Annotated in this window: 17 protein-coding genes and 2 tRNA genes; 16 read left to right on the top strand and 3 right to left on the bottom strand. The window is 47.2% G+C overall.

What is annotated here, in order from left to right:
* Positions 1-6: 6 nt before the first annotated feature.
* From C504_RS19005 to C504_RS17170, 6 genes are all read left to right on the top strand, one after another.
* Positions 7-1,830 (top strand): ABC transporter ATP-binding protein, encoded by a 1,824-nt coding sequence (locus C504_RS19005; protein WP_018687962.1) that lies wholly within the window; start codon positions 7-9, stop codon positions 1,828-1,830.
* Positions 1,830-2,594: a hydroxypyruvate isomerase family protein gene (locus C504_RS0103715; RefSeq protein WP_018687961.1), complete on the top strand. Its 765-nt coding sequence runs from the start codon at positions 1,830-1,832 to the stop codon at positions 2,592-2,594. The genes C504_RS19005 and C504_RS0103715 overlap by 1 nt, the downstream gene beginning before the upstream one ends.
* A 204-nt stretch (positions 2,595-2,798) precedes the next feature.
* Positions 2,799-4,415: an OpgD/OpgG family glucan biosynthesis protein gene (locus C504_RS0103710; protein WP_018687960.1), complete on the top strand. Its 1,617-nt coding sequence runs from the start codon at positions 2,799-2,801 to the stop codon at positions 4,413-4,415.
* Positions 4,412-4,582, top strand: a complete 171-nt coding sequence (locus tag C504_RS18690) for a hypothetical protein (RefSeq protein WP_018687959.1) — start codon at positions 4,412-4,414, stop codon at positions 4,580-4,582. The genes C504_RS0103710 and C504_RS18690 overlap by 4 nt, the downstream gene beginning before the upstream one ends.
* 4 nt (positions 4,583-4,586) lie before the next feature.
* Positions 4,587-6,398, top strand: coding sequence for a glucans biosynthesis glucosyltransferase MdoH (gene mdoH / locus C504_RS0103700; RefSeq protein ID WP_018687958.1), 1,812 nt, complete (start codon positions 4,587-4,589; stop codon positions 6,396-6,398).
* Entirely contained in the window at positions 6,391-7,572 is a 1,182-nt protein-coding gene (locus tag C504_RS17170; protein WP_018687957.1) for an OpgC family protein, read from the top strand. The genes mdoH and C504_RS17170 overlap by 8 nt, the downstream gene beginning before the upstream one ends.
* A gap of 21 nt (positions 7,573-7,593) precedes the next feature.
* Here C504_RS17170 and C504_RS0103690 read toward each other — a convergent pair whose 3' ends face one another.
* A complete protein-coding gene (locus tag C504_RS0103690) occupies positions 7,594-8,610 on the bottom strand; it encodes an acyltransferase family protein (RefSeq protein WP_018687956.1) in 1,017 nt (338 codons plus the stop codon).
* A 170-nt stretch (positions 8,611-8,780) separates the two neighbouring features.
* On the opposite strand from C504_RS0103690, the gene C504_RS17165 reads away from it, so the two are divergent.
* On the top strand, positions 8,781-9,074 hold the full coding sequence (locus tag C504_RS17165) for a hypothetical protein (protein ID WP_018687955.1): 294 nt from the start codon (positions 8,781-8,783) through the stop codon (positions 9,072-9,074).
* A 60-nt stretch (positions 9,075-9,134) separates the two neighbouring features.
* Here C504_RS17165 and C504_RS0103680 read toward each other — a convergent pair whose 3' ends face one another.
* Positions 9,135-9,788 (bottom strand): YiaD family glycine zipper/OmpA-like lipoprotein, encoded by a 654-nt coding sequence (locus tag C504_RS0103680; protein WP_018687954.1) that lies wholly within the window; start codon positions 9,786-9,788, stop codon positions 9,135-9,137.
* 144 nt (positions 9,789-9,932) lie between these two features.
* Complete coding sequence (gene rlmB / locus C504_RS0103675) at positions 9,933-10,790, bottom strand: 23S rRNA (guanosine(2251)-2'-O)-methyltransferase RlmB (protein WP_018687953.1); 858 nt, start codon at positions 10,788-10,790, stop codon at positions 9,933-9,935.
* A 165-nt stretch (positions 10,791-10,955) separates the two neighbouring features.
* Between rlmB and C504_RS0103670 the strand changes: the two genes are divergently transcribed.
* The 9 genes from C504_RS0103670 (at position 10,956) to C504_RS0103620 (ending at position 16,771) form a co-directional block, all read left to right on the top strand.
* Positions 10,956-11,040: transfer RNA gene (locus tag C504_RS0103670), tRNA-Tyr, on the top strand.
* Positions 11,041-11,074: 34 nt separating this feature from the next.
* Positions 11,075-11,148 (top strand) — tRNA-Gly (locus tag C504_RS0103665).
* Positions 11,149-11,271: 123 nt separating this feature from the next.
* The gene (gene tuf / locus C504_RS0103660) at positions 11,272-12,447 is read left to right on the top strand and encodes an elongation factor Tu (RefSeq protein ID WP_018687952.1); all 1,176 of its coding nucleotides are present in this window, start codon (positions 11,272-11,274) and stop codon (positions 12,445-12,447) included.
* A gap of 800 nt (positions 12,448-13,247) precedes the next feature.
* Positions 13,248-13,568, top strand: coding sequence for a hypothetical protein (locus C504_RS18260; protein ID WP_156815847.1), 321 nt, complete (start codon positions 13,248-13,250; stop codon positions 13,566-13,568).
* A 9-nt stretch (positions 13,569-13,577) separates the two neighbouring features.
* Positions 13,578-13,937 (top strand): hypothetical protein, encoded by a 360-nt coding sequence (locus C504_RS18685; RefSeq protein WP_156815846.1) that lies wholly within the window; start codon positions 13,578-13,580, stop codon positions 13,935-13,937.
* A 229-nt stretch (positions 13,938-14,166) separates the two neighbouring features.
* Positions 14,167-14,490 carry a hypothetical protein gene (locus C504_RS0103635; protein ID WP_018687947.1) on the top strand — a complete coding sequence of 108 codons (324 nt, stop codon included), beginning with the start codon at positions 14,167-14,169 and terminating at the stop codon, positions 14,488-14,490.
* Between the two features lie 9 nt (positions 14,491-14,499).
* Positions 14,500-15,054: a hypothetical protein gene (locus C504_RS0103630; RefSeq protein ID WP_018687946.1), complete on the top strand. Its 555-nt coding sequence runs from the start codon at positions 14,500-14,502 to the stop codon at positions 15,052-15,054.
* Positions 15,055-15,380: 326 nt separating this feature from the next.
* Complete coding sequence (locus C504_RS18255) at positions 15,381-15,899, top strand: hypothetical protein (protein WP_052323625.1); 519 nt, start codon at positions 15,381-15,383, stop codon at positions 15,897-15,899.
* Between the two features lie 104 nt (positions 15,900-16,003).
* The gene (locus tag C504_RS0103620; RefSeq protein ID WP_156815845.1) at positions 16,004-16,771 is read left to right on the top strand and encodes a hypothetical protein; all 768 of its coding nucleotides are present in this window, start codon (positions 16,004-16,006) and stop codon (positions 16,769-16,771) included.
* Positions 16,772-16,821 lie beyond the last annotated feature (50 nt).

Here is a 16,821-nt window from a genome sequence, read left to right as displayed (position 1 = left end):
TCAATCATGACAAAATTATTATCAGTACATGACTTGCATGTTGATTTTGCAACCGAAGACGGCACTGTTAATGCGGTTCGCGGGATCAATTGTTACGTCAATCCAGGTGAATGTCTGGGTGTCGTGGGCGAATCTGGCTCGGGCAAAAGCCAGACATTCTTGGCGGCAATGAACTTGCTTTCAAATAATGGTAGTGCACGTGGAGAGATAAATTTCAAAGGGCAAAACCTACTCGATTTGCCTTTGAAAAAACTCAATAAAATACGTGGTTCTTCCATCTCAATGATCTTCCAAGACCCGCTGACATCGCTCACTCCGCATATGCGTGTGGTCGATCAGATGCGCGAAGTTCTAAAGTTTCACCAGAAACTAAGTGGTGCAGAAGCCGATAAAAAATGTCTGGAGTGGCTGGAACGGGTACATATTCCTGAAGCCAAACGCCGTTTGCGGCAATATCCATTCGAGCTTTCTGGCGGTATGCGCCAGCGTGTGATGATCGCAATGGCGATGTTGTGTAATCCTGATCTATTGATCGCGGATGAACCAACGACTGCGCTGGATGTTACAATTCAGGCGGAAATTCTCGACATTATGGATGAGCTTCGGCGCGAGCAGGGCACTGCTATTGTCATGATAACCCATGATATGGGCGTTGTGGCGCGTATGTGTGACCGCATACAGGTTATGCGATATGGCGAATATGTGGAGGAAGGCGCGGTTGATGATATTTTCTCCAATCCGCAGACTGAATATACTCGCATGTTGCTGGATGCCATGCCGCGTATCGATAAGCCCCGTCTTGAGCGTAAGCAGCCCGTTACTGCACCATCGAAAGACAGCTTTCTCAATGTTGATAGTTTGAAAGTTGAGTTTGATATCTTCAATGGCTTATTTGCGCGCAAAAATGTTTTGAAGGCTGTTGATGGCATCAGCTTTGATTTAGCGAAAGGCGAAACGCTTGGCGTCGTTGGGGAGTCCGGTTCAGGTAAATCAACTTTAGCGCGCGCGATTTTGCGTTTGCTGCCGGTGGCATCAGGCGAAGTGTCTTGGCTCGGTGCTGATTTGATGGGCATGGGCAAGAACCAGATGAAGGATGCTCGGCAAGATTTGCAGATTGTCTTTCAAGACCCAATGGCAAGCCTTAACCCATCTATGACAATTGGTTCGTCGATCATGGAGCCGCTGCGTATTTTTGCGCCTCATTTATCAAAGGAAGAACGGCGCCAAAAAGTGGAAGCCATGATGGACCGTGTTGGTTTGCCAAAATCTATGATTAATCGCTATCCCCATGAGTTGTCCGGTGGTCAAAATCAGCGTGTGGGAATTGCGCGTGCTGTCATTTTAAGCCCTAAACTTGTGATTTGTGACGAGGCGGTTTCAGCGCTTGATGTATCCATTCAGGCGCAGATCATCGATTTGTTGCGGGATTTGCAAAAGGATATGGGGCTCTCCCTCATTTTCATCAGTCATGACCTTTCGGTCGTGCGGGAGATTTCCGACCGTATATTGGTGATGTATCTGGGTAATGTGGTGGAGCTCGCAACGAGCGATGCGCTGTTTGAAGCCCCGCAACATCCATACACAAAGCAGCTTATTTCTGCTGTTCCAATTCCTGATCCTGTTGTGGAACGCACGCGCAAGCGCCTTAAATTAAAAGGCGAATTGTCTTCACCGCTTGATTCTGCTGCAAGGCTAAGATTTATGCCGTCTAAATCAGAGAGTTTGAGCGCTGCGCAAAAATCTGATTACCGTCCAAAATTGATTGATCAAGGTGATAATCATTTTGTTGCGGAGCATGATCCAATTGAAATGTTGCTGGTTGACGAATAATGCCACGCTTTTCAGCAAACCTAGGTTTCTTGTGGACGGAGCTTTCTTTGCCTGAAGCTATTGCTGCTGCAAAGGCTGCGGGCTTTGATGCTGTGGAATGTCATTGGCCTTATGATGTTCCAGCCGAATTGGTCCGCAAAGCCTTGGGCGATAACGACATTCAAATGCTTGGCATCAATACACGCCGCGGCGATGTTACGGCTGGCGATAATGGTCTTTGCGCATTGCCGGGTCGTGTGACGGAAGCCCGATCCGCGATCGATGAAGCAATCGATTATGCTACTGCTATAGATTGCCGCGCTGTTCACGTCATGGCGGGTTTTTCAAGTGGGGCAGCAGCTGAAGACACGTTCATCGACAATCTTCAATATGCCTGTTTGCGCGCTGAGAAGCATGGCATCACAATATTGATAGAGCCGCTCAATAGGTTTGATGCACCTGATTATTTTCTGTCGACGACAGATCATGCGCTGCGAATCATCGAGGCTGTGGCCAAGCCGAACATTCAACTCATGTTTGATCTTTATCATGTGCAATTGATGGAGGGCGATCTTGAGAATAAGATTGTAAATCTCTTGCCGCATATTGGTCATATTCAATTTGCTTCTGTGCCGGACCGAGGGCCGCCACAAAAAGGTGAAATTGATTTTGCTGCGCTGTTCGAACTGATCGATAATTTGGGCTATAAAAGGCCGCTTGGTGCTGAATATAAGCCCAATGGTCCGACTGAGCACACCCTTGAATGGCTACGCACTTACTCTTAATCATTTAAAACTTTTTTCTGCCTCACTTTTTACAAACTTTAGTGCGAATTTGAACAAGAACAATAGTGAATAATTACGCGTCTAACAAAATCCTATCTATTCAAATCATGAATAGGGGACTAGAGAGGCGCGGGAACCAAACGGCTCATTAAGTGTTCGTAATATTGGTTGCTTCAAATTTTCAGGACTCCCATGCATTCTAATATGTCTGATCGTAATTCATTGCGCCAATCGACTTTGTCTAGGCGTGGCTTTATTGCAGCTCTCGCTGCGACCACTACATTGGCTTTTTCAACGCGCGGTTTAGCTCAAGATAATGTTGCTGAAGTCGAAGCTACGGCTCAAGCGCCATTTTCTTTTGAGATTCTCATCGACCAAATGAGGGAGCTATCTAGCCAAGATTATGTGGAACCTACACAGTTAGGTCAGCCATTTAATAAGCTCAGCTATGATGATTACCGCAAGATTCAGTTTGATCCTAAGCATGCGCGCTGGAACGACGAAGGTAGTCAATTTCAGTTGCATGGATTTCATCCAGGTTGGCTCTATCGTGAGACCGTTGCTCTTTATGAAGTTAATGAAGGTGCTGCGCGTCCGCTCAATTTCACAGCCCATGATTTCAAATATTATGACGGCATGAAAACAAAAATTGACCCGGATATGCAATTGCCCGGCATTGCAGGTTTCAGGATCAATAATCCGCTCAATCGTTTGGATAAATTTGACGAGCTGATGGCATTTGTTGGCGCGAGTTATTTCAGAGCGCTTGGGCGCGGCAATGCTTATGGCATGTCTGCGCGCGGTCTTAGCATTGATACTGGCCTATCAACAGGTGAAGAGTTTCCTCGTTTTACCGCTTTTTGGGTTGAGCGCCCAGCGGCGAATAGCGGTATCATCACACTTTATGCAGCACTGGAAAGCCCATCTGTGACAGGCGCTTATAAGTTCGTGGTTGATCCGGGTGAAGACACGGTAATGGACGTTGAGTGCAAACTGTTTTTCCGCAAAGATGTAAAACAGCTCGGTATCGCCCCTTTAACCTCCATGTTCCTTTATTCTCATGTGAACCGTTCGGATTTTGACGATTATAGACCGCAGGTTCACGATAGTGATGGTCTGCTTATCGAACGCAAGAACGGTGATAAGGCTTGGCGGGCGCTGTCAAACCCTAAGCGTTTGAGCCTTTCTTACTTCTCAGAACATAATCTGAAAGCCTTTGGCCTTTATCAGCGCGCGCGTGATTTCGACGATTTTCAAGATGTTGGTGCACGTTATCATGACCGTCCTTCGGTTCGTGTTGAGCTAATTGGCGATTGGCCCAATGGGTCGGTGAGGCTACTTGAGATACCGGCTAATATTGAGGCCGATGATAATATTGGCGCTTTTTGGTCGCCAGACAAATCGCCTAAAGCTGGCGAAGAGTTGACGTTCGCATACCGGTTGCATTGGGGTGGCTTACCGCCTGAAATCAATGGTGATTTGGCTTATGTTGATTCAACACGCAGCGGGATCGGCGGTTTTTCAGGTGTGTCAAATCCTGACACGAATGTGCGTAAATTTGTCATTGATTTTGTTGGCGGTAATATTGCAAACCTTCCCTATGATCCTGACAAAGAAATGCCGATTAAACCTGTCGTAACCGCATCAGCTGGTGAGGTTAAAAATGTCGTGTTGTCTAAAGTGTCTGGTAAAGATATGTGGCGACTTGTCTTTGATCTTGATTCAAAAAATGAATCACTGTTGGAACTAACCGCGCATATTGCGGGTTATGAAAGTAAGTTAAGTGAAGTTTGGCATTTCCAATGGACGCGTGAACAATGACCACCCAAATAAATCGCAATAAAAATACTGTTTCTGACATTCTTGAACAGGGTGCATTACCAGAGGCACCGCTTTTTATGCCGCTCCAAGATTTGGAAAGACAGCGTTCTGTTCTTCCACGTTTTAACTGGTTTGGTTTCATCGGTCGAAAAACAGCAAATGGCTGAATAAATGGCAGCGCATTATTCGCGCGCAACAACTCGTAAATTCCGTTTTGTTGCGGCATCGATCAGTATCATGTCGGGCGCAATTGCTGCGTTTCTTCTGCTGCAATTTAGTGCAGCAGACGGCTTGCGCTTGATCGATTTAGTGCTGTCTTTTTTAGTCTTTTTAACGACAATTTGGCTCTGTTGGGGCGCTGTGCTTGGTATGGTGGGTCTTGTTCGCTCTTTGGCGGCAAAACCAGTGTCATTTTCTGATGAGCCAATAGACAGCAAGACCGTCATTTTGATGCCTGTCTATAATGAAGACCCTGCCACATCCTTTGCCCGTGTTGCGGCAATGGATACGGCACTGGCTGAGACAGGACTTCTTGATAAATTTCATTTTGCTATTTTGTCCGACACGACCAATGACGAGGTCGGCGAATTGGAAAAGCTTTGGTTCGCAAAGCTGATTAAAACGCGCGATGCTGCAGGGCGCATTTTTTACCGTCGGCGCTTACAAAACAAAGGCCGTAAAGCCGGCAATGTGAAAGACTTTATCGAACGTTCTGGCGCGGCCTATGACTTTGCTCTCATTCTTGATGCCGACAGTTTGATGGACGCTAACACCATTGTTGAAATGGTGCGCCGCATGCAGGCTGATCCAGAGCTTGGCCTGTTGCAAACACTGCCCAAAATCATCAATGCAAAATCATTTTTTGGCCGTGCAATGCAGTTTTCAGCCAGCTTCTTTTCGCCAATCTTTGCGCGTGGCCAAGAAACGCTGCAAGGTGATGAAGGCCCGTTTTGGGGCCATAATGCGATGGTTCGCATTACCGCGTTTGCAAACTCATGTGGTTTGCCGGAACTGCCAGGTAAAGCGCCTTTTGGTGGAACTATTTTAAGTCATGACTATGTCGAGGCTGCACTTCTTGCGCGTGCCGGATGGCGGGTGCGGCTAGACTGCGATCTTGAAGGTTCTTATGAAGAAGGACCTGAAAATATGATTGAATATGCCAAGCGTGATCGGCGTTGGTGCCAAGGCAATTTGCAGCATGCGGCTCTTGTTGGTGCGCCAAGATTAAAAGCGTGGAGCCGGTTTGTCTTTATACAAGGCATAATGAGTTATATCGCACCTGTTTTATGGGTCGCGTTTCTTATTGCTAATATTCAGGCAACCGCAACGCAGCCTAAAATTGATTATTTTCCGCCTGAAACATTGTTTTTCCCTGTCATACCCAGTGACTATACAAATAATGCGCTTGCTTTGGCGTTTGGTATTGTCGGTCTTCTTGTTCTGCCGAAAGTGCTTATCGTTTTTGGTGCTGTGCGCGAAGGACGTGCTGAGGCTTTTGGCGGGGGCGTTAGTGCTTCTTGGTCAACCTTTGTTGAGCTTTTAACATCGAGTTTCAATGCGCCAATTTTGCTTGCCTATCAGACGCGATCCGTATTTCAGGTTTTATCCGGTATTGATGGTGGGTGGCCTGCAACCAGCCGTGATCAACAAGCAATAACGATGCGCGAAGCCTATGATGCAAGTTATTGGATTTCGCTTATTGGTATAGGGCTGTTCGTAGCTGTCCATTATTTTGCGCCATCCTTGATCTGGTGGCTAAGCCCTGTTGGCATTCCGCTTGTTTGTGCACCTTTTGTGATTTGGAAAACGGGGCAAAGTTTTGCATCGCCAACATTTCACGTTCCTACAGAATCTGAATTGCCCTCAATCGTTGTCACGCATAACCGCATTATGGCGGCTTGGGAAAAAACCGGACTTGTCGATATAAATTCTGATGAGGCCAAGCCTATGAATGATTCTAGTAAGGGTAAAGTGCTTGCCTAACTCTTCGAATTTAACGTCGGCCGCAAAATCTAACATCGGTATCGAATCGGGTATTGTCGCAAACTCAAAGTCTAAGCGTGATCTTAGGCTTGATTTTTTTCGTGGTCTCGCGCTGTGCATGATCTTTATCAATCATTTGCCGAATAATTTCTATGAAATCTTCACCAACCGGAATTTTGGATTTTCTGATTCTGCAGAAGGTTTTGTTCTCATGTCCGGTATGGCCGCTGGCATAGCCTATGGTGCTGTGTTTGCGCGGGTATCGCTTTGGCGTGCTTTTGCAAAAGTCTGGGGTCGGGCGTGGCAACTCTACCAAACGCATCTTGTTATCACCGTTCTGGCGATTGGCATTGTTGCTGCAGGAGCTGTTCTGTTTGGCATAACCGACCCGTTGTTCAAGAATAATCTGAAAGCGCTCTGGGGCACGCCTTTAAAAACAATTGTGGGATTTGTGTCGCTTGGGCACCAAATGGGCTATGTCAATATTTTGCCGATGTATATGGTGCTGCTTCTTGGTACGCCGTTCTTCATCTTAATCGGACGCAAACATCCTTTTTTCTTGGCACTTCTTTCACTCGCTGGCTGGGCGTTAAGCGCACATTTTCGGATTAATTTGCCTGCCTATCCCAATGAGGGTGGTTGGTTTTTTAACCCACTTTGCTGGCAGTTGCTGTTTGTGTTGGGATTGTTGACCGGACTTCATTTGCGAGACGGCAAACGCTTTATTCCGTTCAACTGGCCGCTGGTTATAATTTGCAGCGCTTATTTGTTGATGTCACTTGTTTGGAAAGAATGGAGCGTGTTGTCGAAGCTCGGCAATAATACTCTTAGAGATTTAAATCAGTTCGGATTTCCGTATTGGATCACAAGCTTTGATAAGACGTTTCTTTCACTGCCAAGGCTTTTGCATATCTTATCGCTTGCCTATGTGATTTCAGTTATCCCGCAAATCAGCGCGATGTGCAAAACTAAGCTTGCAGCGCCTATCGTCCTTTTTGGTCAATATGGCCTTGCTGTTTTTGCGACTGGAACGGTGCTGGATATTGCGTTTCAGGTCATCAAAAATGGCGGCAAGGTGGATTTCGTATTAGATACGATCCTGATTGGCGGTGGTTTTATTGTTTTATATTTGGTGGCGTTCACAAAAAATGCACTGGCTGTGCGTGCAAAATAACATCGATAGTGCCGAGGGGTATCACTTGCTCGAAATGTTGCGAAGTCTTGGGACCAAATAGGCAAAAATGCTATTTGTTATTGCTGATGCAATAATGAGGATAACAGCGAGTATTGTCGTAAATATTGCAATTTTGATAGGATTTGCGATGTTTAGCCCGTTTAAATAGGGCAGTATCAACTTCATGCCGCCTGCGATGATGAACACATGCAATAGATAAATTTCATACGACCAATCGCCCAGTTTTTTAAATAAACGACTGTTAAAGTTCATCGCGCTTAAACCGGCATAAAGCGCAAATGCTGCCGGAAGTCCCCAAGTTAAGACACGGTGATTATTGATCTCGGCCATCGTCGTCAATTGCATGATAGTAAGGCTAGTGATCAGGACGGTATATGCGAGGTAGCTCGGCAATGACTTGCCTTGCACGCGCACGATATGAAAAACAGCGATACCAAAGGCAAATTCTAAAATGATGAGGTCTGTATAAAACTGCATATAGCCGTTTTTAAAATGGATCAGCTGGCCAATAAGCGCAATGAGACAAAGCAATGTTGCGGTTAAAGCCAATGACTTATCGCGGAACAATCCAACGCAGATTACGATAAGTGCGTAAAAGAACATCTCATAATTTAATGTCCAACCAATAACGAGTGTTGGTGTGCTGCTTAGTGGGTTTGCGCCGTTGGGAATGAAAAACAATGAATGTATGAGTTGTCCGATATCGGCTGTCGTTGAGCTCAGTAAGTCAGGTGCAACAGCAGCAATAAAAAACACAAACAATGTTGCGCTCCAATAAAGTGGCACAATGCGCCAAATGCGGCTGTTTACAAAGTTTTTTGCATTGAATGGTTTTTCCCAAATTATCTTGGCCATGATGTAACCGCTGATAACGAAAAACAAATCAACGCCTGCTGAACCAACTTCATAGATCGCGGGCACATAATCATTGCCGCTATTTTTTAGGTTTGCAGCAATGTGGTAATAAAACACAGCAAAGGCTGCTAGCGCGCGTAAATATTGGACTTGTAGTTGCATTGAGCAATCGCATTTAATTTTAGTTATGAGGGGCTTTATAGTCCTGAAAGGCTTTAGACAGGTTAACACTGACACCAAGTACTAACCTGCCAATCGCTACGGCTATTAAACATGCTTGTTGCAGATTTAAAATTTAGCTATCAAACGGTAAATTATACGGAGATTTTACGATGTGGTTTTCACGGGTTCTTGCTGAAGTTCTGGAATCACTCAATCTGGCAATTGGTATCATAATTGTTTTGATGGGTGGCTATTTTGGATATCGAACAGCGTATTGGGCAGGTGAGAACCTTACATTTGGCGCAGGTCTTGGTGTTGTTGCGGGGCTCGTTGCCGCTGCTTTAGTGTGCGGCTTGATCGCGAACCTATCACTTATAGAGCAGCATCTGGCTCTTATCGCGGACGATATCGAAGAAATGCGCGCGCGTGATGCTGGCGAATTGAACGCCGATAAAGATAGTTGATGCAAAAAAGCCGCACTCAATAAAGCGCGGCTTTTTAAATAAATATCAGATTGCCGATTCTTAAGAAATTGGAACCAGTTGAATTTCAACGCGGCGGTTCTGTGCACGGCCTGAATCTGAGTTGTTATCAGCAATAGGGCGTGTTTCACCAAATCCTTGGACAGCAAAACGCTGGCCGTTTACGCCTTGGCTGGACAGATAGCTGGCAACTGATTGTGCGCGGCGCTGTGAAAGAGCCATGTTGTAACCGTCATCGCCCGTTGAATCTGTGTGGCCGTAAACGTCGATGAGTGTCTGGTTGTATTTTTTCAATACAAGAACAACCGAGTTCAATGTTGGGTAGAAGCCAGAATTGATCGAATCTTGATCGGTTGCGAATGTGATGTTCGATGGCATGTTCAGAACGATGTTGTTGCCAACACGAGTTACCGATACGCCAGTGCCTTGAAGCTGTGCACGAAGCTCGGCCTGTTGGCGGTCCATGTAAAGGCCAATGCCGCCGCCTGCGAGCGCGCCGATGCCTGCGCCGATCAGTGCATTTTTACGATCATCACCGCCAGCCAATGTACCAAGCGCTGCACCGGCTACTGCGCCAATACCTGCGCCACCTGCTGTACGGGAAATTTGCTGCTGTCCAGTGAATGGGTCAGTTGTACATGCAGCCGTAAACAGCAATGCCGTTAGAGATGCAGTTAGGATCGTGGATTTATTCATTATGTGCCTCTCATGGCGATGGGTAAGAATCTCAAGTTTAGGCATAGTACCAAAAAAGGCAAAAATGCGAAACCGATGTATAATACTGCCTTATCAAGTCTTAATGCGTTCAAATTACGATACGAATATTTGTGTTTCGTTACTTTATTTGAGTTTTGATCGGGCAACATAGAGCGCTAATGCGGCTGCATTTGATACGTTGAGTGATTTAATGGCACCAGGCATATCAAGTCGTGCAAGGGTAGAGACCGTTTCGCGCGTTTTCTGGCGCAATCCTTTTCCTTCCGCACCCAGCACGATGGCCAGCTTTTTACCCTGAAGTGATTCTTCAAGGATATCGGGGCCTTCCGAATCAAGTCCAACGGTTTGAAAACCCATTTTATTGAGCTCACCCAGTGCATTTGCCAGATTTCGCACTTCAATATGCGGAATCATTTCCAAAGCGCCGGAAGCTGATTTGGCTAATGTTCCTGATTCTTGAGGGCTGTGTCTGCTTGTTGTAATCAAAGCGCCTGCATTTAATGCGACTGCTGAACGCATGATGGCGCCGACATTGTGCGGATCGGTTACTTGGTCGAGTACGAGAATCAGATCGGAACGCTCAAGGTCATTAAGATGTTTGGGGGCGAGGGGATCTGCCTCCAGCACGACGCCTTGATGAACCGCATCGCTGCCGACCTTAGCGTCCAGCACTTTCGGCGTTACGATTTCAACGGGAAAAGGCAGATCTGAAGGGCTTTCAACATCCAGACGTATGAGCGCATTGTCTGTCGTATACATCGTATGGATATTGCGCTGCTCGTTATCTAGGGCTGCGCGAACGGTATGTAGGCCATAAAGATAGATTCGGCCTTCCGGCACGCGACCTGCATCTTGATGCGGGCGTGGGCGAAATGTTTTAGGGTCATTTGGGTCAACACCAGCCTTTTTATCGCGAAACTGACGGCGCAGTTTTGCGTAATGAGTGTCTCTTGGTGTTTTTGTGTTTTTGCTGTCTGTCATGGCGTCCTTATAGTGCCTTTACTTTTTATGGCCACACATTTGCACTGTTTAGCAAAAAAAGATGAAATTTCGTTGCTTTGAGCGCAACTCCGTGTTGACACCGAGGTCGACCGGTTTCATAAGGCGGCCGTTGCCTCATATTGCAACGACTTGACACCGCCAGATGGAGGAGTGTCCGAGTGGTTAAAGGAGACGGACTGTAAATCCGTTCGCTTAGCGTACGCTGGTTCGAATCCAGCCTCCTCCACCATCGGCGTGTCAGTTCGCTTCAGTACAAGCTTAACGCGGGTATAGCTCAATGGTAGAGCAGCAGCCTTCCAAGCTGAATACCCGGGTTCGATTCCCGGTACCCGCTCCATATTTCATGATTTCTATTCTTGCGTGTTCAACTTTCCCCTTGCGAAAGTGATGCTAACATCTTAAATCGCGGCGATAACCGGGGCTTGCCCCAAAGTTTGAGCCACGAACAATAGGATTTGACATGGCCAAGGAAAAGTTTGAGCGCAATAAGCCGCACGTGAACATTGGCACGATTGGTCACGTTGACCACGGCAAAACATCACTAACAGCGGCGATCACGAAGTATTTCGGTGAATTCCGTGCGTATGACCAGATTGATGGTGCGCCAGAAGAGCGTGCACGTGGTATTACGATTTCTACAGCTCACGTTGAGTATGAGACAGAAAACCGTCACTACGCCCACGTTGATTGCCCAGGCCACGCCGACTATGTGAAAAACATGATCACTGGTGCTGCGCAGATGGACGGCGCGATCCTTGTTTGTTCAGCTGCTGATGGCCCAATGCCACAGACACGTGAACATATTCTTCTTGCCCGTCAGGTTGGTGTTCCTTCGCTTGTTGTTTTCTTGAACAAAGTTGACCAAGTTGATGACGAAGAGCTTCTAGAACTCGTTGAAATGGAAGTGCGTGAGCTTCTTTCATCATATGATTTCCCAGGCGACGATCTTCCCGTTATTAAAGGTTCTGCACTTGCAGCGCTTGAAGATAGCAACAAAGAAATCGGCGAAGATGCAATTCGCGCTTTGATGGCTGCTGTTGATGAATATATCCCAACACCTGAGCGTCCTGTTGATCAGCCGTTCTTGATGCCTATCGAGGATGTGTTCTCAATCTCAGGTCGTGGTACAGTTGCGACTGGCCGTGTTGAACGCGGTATTGTTAATGTTGGTGACGAACTTGAAATCGTTGGCATCAAAGACACGCAGAAAACAACATGTACAGGCGTTGAAATGTTCCGCAAGCTGCTTGACCGCGGTGAAGCAGGCGACAACATCGGTGCTCTTCTTCGTGGTGTTGACCGTGAAGCTATTGAACGTGGCCAAGTTCTCGTTAAGCCAGGTTCAGTAACACCGCACACAACATTTGTTGCAGAAGCCTACATTCTGACCAAAGAAGAAGGCGGTCGTCACACACCGTTCTTCAACAAGTACCGTCCACAGTTCTACTTCCGCACAACAGACGTCACGGGCGAAGTAACACTGCCGGAAGGCACTGAAATGGTTATGCCTGGCGATAACGCCGAGATGAATGTTGAGCTGATCAACCCGATCGCGATGGAAGAGCGTTTGCGCTTTGCTATCCGTGAAGGTGGCCGCACAGTAGGCGCGGGCATCGTTTCTAAAATTCTGAAGTAAGTTGTTACTATCTTGTTTGTGGGGCGGGGGGTTTTTTGCGGCTTTTTTTTTTGCTGTTTTGGCTGTTTCTGATTGTCCCGCGTCTTGGCGTCCGTGTTGGTGGTTTTTAGGGGTGTGTCTTGGTTGGTTGTGCGTGTGTCTTCGTGTCGGCTGGTCCACGTTTCGGTGCTGTTGTCCGTTGTCCTTTTTGGCTTTTGATTGGTCTTTGATTATTCTTGGTGTCCCTGTTGCCATTTATCTTGCAGTAATGCCTTGATTTGTTCTGGATTCGTCGCTATATCCGTTTGGTGGTTGTCTTTGATTTATGCGGGTGCGCAGTGGCCGCGCTTATGTTTGTCTTGCTTGTTGTTGGTGTTGCTTTGGAGATTGAGCTTTGTTCTCGGTCTCTTAAGTCGTTTTGTTTTCGTTCGGGTTTTATTGTGTTTTTGCTGTTTATGGGCCGCGTTTCGGCGGTTTTTGGTGTCTGGCCAGCGGTAATCGTTTTCCGTTTTTTGAGCTGTTTGGTTGTTGCTCTGCGTACTTGCGTTGGCCTTGGCTCCGCGGCTGTTTGATTTGGTGTTTTCTTGTGTTGGTCATGGTGTTTTTCGCGTGCGTTTTGTTTTTCTTTTGCGATCGGTTGTTTTGCTGGGTCTTTTCGCTTGTGTTTGTTCTTTGTTTTCTTAGTCAATTTTCTGGATGTTGTCGCTTGGCTGCTTGCTGGTCCCTTTTTTGCTGTTCTTCGAGTTTCGTGCAGAGGGTCGCTGCAGGGTTTGGGGTTTGCGGTTGTTTTGAGGGGTTTTCGGTTTGTTTGGGGCCGTTTCTTGTTCGTTTTGTCAGTTTCGTTGCGTTTGGTTGTTTCGGTAGGTTTGTTTCAGGATGTGGGTTCTTTCTTGGTTGGTTGGTGGTTGGCGGGTCTTTTGGGTGCTAGGTTTGTCACGTCATCGAGCCTCGGCCTTGTGTCACCTGTTTCCTTTGTTGGTTTGATCCTCGTTTGCGGTTCCGTTCTTGGGTCGCGGGTGGTATTTTTTTTGATCTTCGAGGGTGTTTGGGTCGGTCTTCGTGATCTTTTTCTTTTGCCTTTTGCGATCCGTTGTTTGTTTGGGCGGGCTGGTTTGGGTGGTTTGTCGTTGTTGTTTCAGTAGTGGACGTTGATGGTTCATGTTTGGGCGTTGTCGTTTTTTTTTTCGGTGTTTTTGGGCTGGTTGCTCTTGCTTTTCTTCTTGTGGGTATGGTCTGTTCTGAATTGGGTGGGGCTGAGCAGTTTTTGCGTGTTTTTCCAGGTGGTTGAGGCGTTGTTTTCGCCGGTTGTGGTCTGTACCGCCCGACCTTTTCTGGTAAGTGCGGTGGTCGCGCTTCATCTGCTGCGGCTTTTTGTGGTTGTGGTAATTGCCGGTGTGCTGTTGCTGGCAGTGCTTGGGTTTTCTTGGCGCCCGTCGTTGGTGCTTTGGCTCTTTTTGGTTCGCTTTGGTCTTAAGCTCATTGTGTTTTGTTTATTGTTTTTGGTGGCTTGATTCGCGATGGCAAAAGGCGGTCTGTTTCTTCCGCTTTTTAGTTATTGTGTTTGTAAGTCTTTTTGTTTTTCGGTGGTGACACCTTCTGTTTGTTTTTTCTTGACGCTGGTGGCTGGTTTTCGCTCTTTTTTGTGCTCGCCATGCAGGTCATTCGTGTGTATGGTATCTTGCGTTGCAGTTCTTTTGTTTTGTGGACTTCGGCTGTCGGAGCTGTTTGGGGGCGTTTTCGATGCCGGTTTTGTGCTGCTCTGATGTTCTGGTCTTTCTGTGTGTTTGGGAGTGGGCGGCTGTTGTGTTTGCTCACATTGGGGTCGTCTTCAATGTAGTTCGTGATGGTTTTGATCGGGTAATGCTTTCCTCTGTGGATGCCTTTTTTGCTGTGGTTGTTGAAGGTGTTACTGCTTTGTTCGGTGAGGGTATCGTTATTGGCTTGCGCGTTGTTGTTGGCCGCCGTCGTGCTGTTCAAATGGTTCTTGTGGTTGTTGTCTTGGGCCGGTGGATCGGTGTTGCTGTTGGCGTTTCTGTGTTTGGGGGTGGTGGCTTGTGTGATTGAGGTAATTTAGTGGGTGCTGATCTCGTTGGTGTTGGTTGGTTTTTGTCGACCGTTCTGGTTTTCGTGATGGCTTTTGTGTGCTGTCTTTGGCCCCCTGCCTTTCTGCGTCTTGTTGGTGTTCTTGTTTGGGTTGTTTTCCTGCGTACCATGATGGTGGTGGTTACAGTTGGCCTTGTCGTGTCATTGGTTTCTGCTGTTGTTAGTTTTTTTTTGGGGGTCGCTTTTGGGTTTTGGGTTGTGACCGGTGGTGTTCTGCTTTTATTTCTTTGCTGTGCTTTGTTTGTTGTTGGTTTGCTTGCATCTTGTCTTCGCGGCTTTTTGGTTGTTGTGATTAGGTTTTTGCCGCTGGGCGTTCAGGGGTGTTGTGTGGTGCTGGTTTGCTTGTTTTCTCTATTGGGTTTTGTCGTTTTGTTTGCTCTTTTGTCGTTTTGCGCGGCATGGTCGCTCTGTTTGGTCTTTCGGCCGGTGCTTCTGGTTCGTTTGTTTGTGGTGTTGGTGTTGTTTCTTTTCTTCGTTTGTGTTTGGGGTGTCTTCGTCTTGTTTTTTTTATTTGTATTGGCCTAGTTGGTGCTGTTTCTAGCCCGGTTCTCTGATTTATCGGTTTTTGTGTTGGAGGTGTTCTGCGTTGTGTCGTTTGTTTTGCTTCTTTTCGGGTTGTTTTTGTGGGGGCTGTCTCTTCGCGCGTTGGTTTTGTTGAGGGTCTTATGTTGGTTGTTCGTGGTGCCGTGGGCCCTTTGGGTATGCTTCCTTAGGGTTTGTGTTCACTCTGCGTTACGTCGTGTGATGAGTTGATCATGGGGTCTTGTTCCGCGCGTTGGACTTAGTTTTTGAGGACTCTGGTTCTGTTTTTTTGGGTTTGTACAGGTGTGTTTGTGTTGGGGTATTTTGTGATGTTCGTTGAGAAGTGCGGCGTGCGGGGTGGTCTGTTCGTTTTGCGAATTTGGGTCTTTTTCTCGTCGGTTTTGCCGGCGTTGGTTGTTTTGGCATTGGTTGTCTGTTCCTTTGACAGGCTTTTCTTGGTTTTGCTTTCTGTGGGGTTGGTTGTCCTCAAGTTGGGTGCGTTTTCGCTATGGGTCACTTCCTGCTGGTTCTTCTTGGCGGCGCAGTTGGCTCGGCTGTTCTCGATGGGTATGGCTTGGGGGCTTTGGCGGTTGTTGGATCATTCGGCGCGCTCCGTGGCTAGGTGGTTTGTCTTTTGCCCTCAGCAGCTGCGCGTTTTTGTGGCGTTACTGCTGGGCCGGCCGGTCTGGTCGGCCGTTTCTTCTGTTGATTTGTCGCGCAGGGGTATTTCGGGTAGGGTTTCTTTGTCACTCGTGTCCGCTCTTGCTTGGTTTGAACTTGACCATGCTTTGGATGTTGATTGGCTGGTGTTGGTTGAGTCTTTTGTGGGTTCTTCGCTCTTACTGTAGTGTTTTCTGGTGCGTTTTCTTGGTTGCTTGAGGCGTATTGTTGCGTTTTTTTTGCTGTTGCTGTTGGTTTTTCTTGTGGTTGTGGCGGCGGAGGTGGTGGTGTTGTGGGTCAAACTGTTTTTGCCGTTGTTTTTGGTGTTGGCGTTGCCCGGACGTTGGATTTGCTTTGGTATGTTCGCGGTGTCGCTTGTGTTGGGTTGCTGGATGCTGACTTGATGGTCGGTGCGTTTCTTGAAGCGGTTCTTGAGGCGGTTTCTGTTGGTGAGGTTGTTGTGGTGGTTCCGCACCTTACGTGCGGTGTTGCTATTGCCTCTGTGCGTTCGGGTTTTGTTTTCTGTATGTCAGGCGTGGTCATTTGGTTGTTTCTGACGTCGTTTTCTGAGCTTACTCCTTTTGCTGCACTCTTCGTTGTTTTTGAGGTTTTTGGGCCTGGGTTTTATGCGTTTCTTGTTGGTCAGTCTATTTTTCGGCCGTTGGAGCGGGGTGTTTCTTTTTGTCGTGCTATTCGGTGTGGTTTTCATTCAGCAATGTGTGTTGGCGTACCGGGGATCACGCTCTCTTGGGGTGGTGGTGTTGGTGGTGCATGGCTTGGTCGTTTTGATTTGTCGGTCGTAGGCGGTTTGGCGTTTTTTTTGGTGCGCTTTGTGATTTTTTGGGGTTGTGCAGTCTGTTCGAGGTGTTACGGGCTTCTTGTGATCAATTTTTGGTTGTTTATGTGTGGGATGGTTGTCGATGATCCGATGGCTTCTGGGCGTCGTTCTATTGAGTATTTCCTCTTGGGGGTTTTTCTGGCCCGTCGCTGCTCGAATTCTTACGTTTTGCTTGCTTGGAGCCTAGATTTTGTTGCGACGGATGTGGTCTGCGTTCTTTGACCTTTTCAGCGGTGCTGTCCGTGGCGTTGCTTTTGGTTGTGTTTGCTTTC

Source organism: Ahrensia kielensis DSM 5890, assembly GCF_000374465.1.
In the GTDB taxonomy this organism is placed as follows: Bacteria; Pseudomonadota; Alphaproteobacteria; order Rhizobiales; family Rhizobiaceae; genus Ahrensia; species Ahrensia kielensis.
The sequence above is the reverse complement of the archived record's forward strand: the minus strand, read 5'-3'. Positions and strand labels throughout refer to the sequence as shown.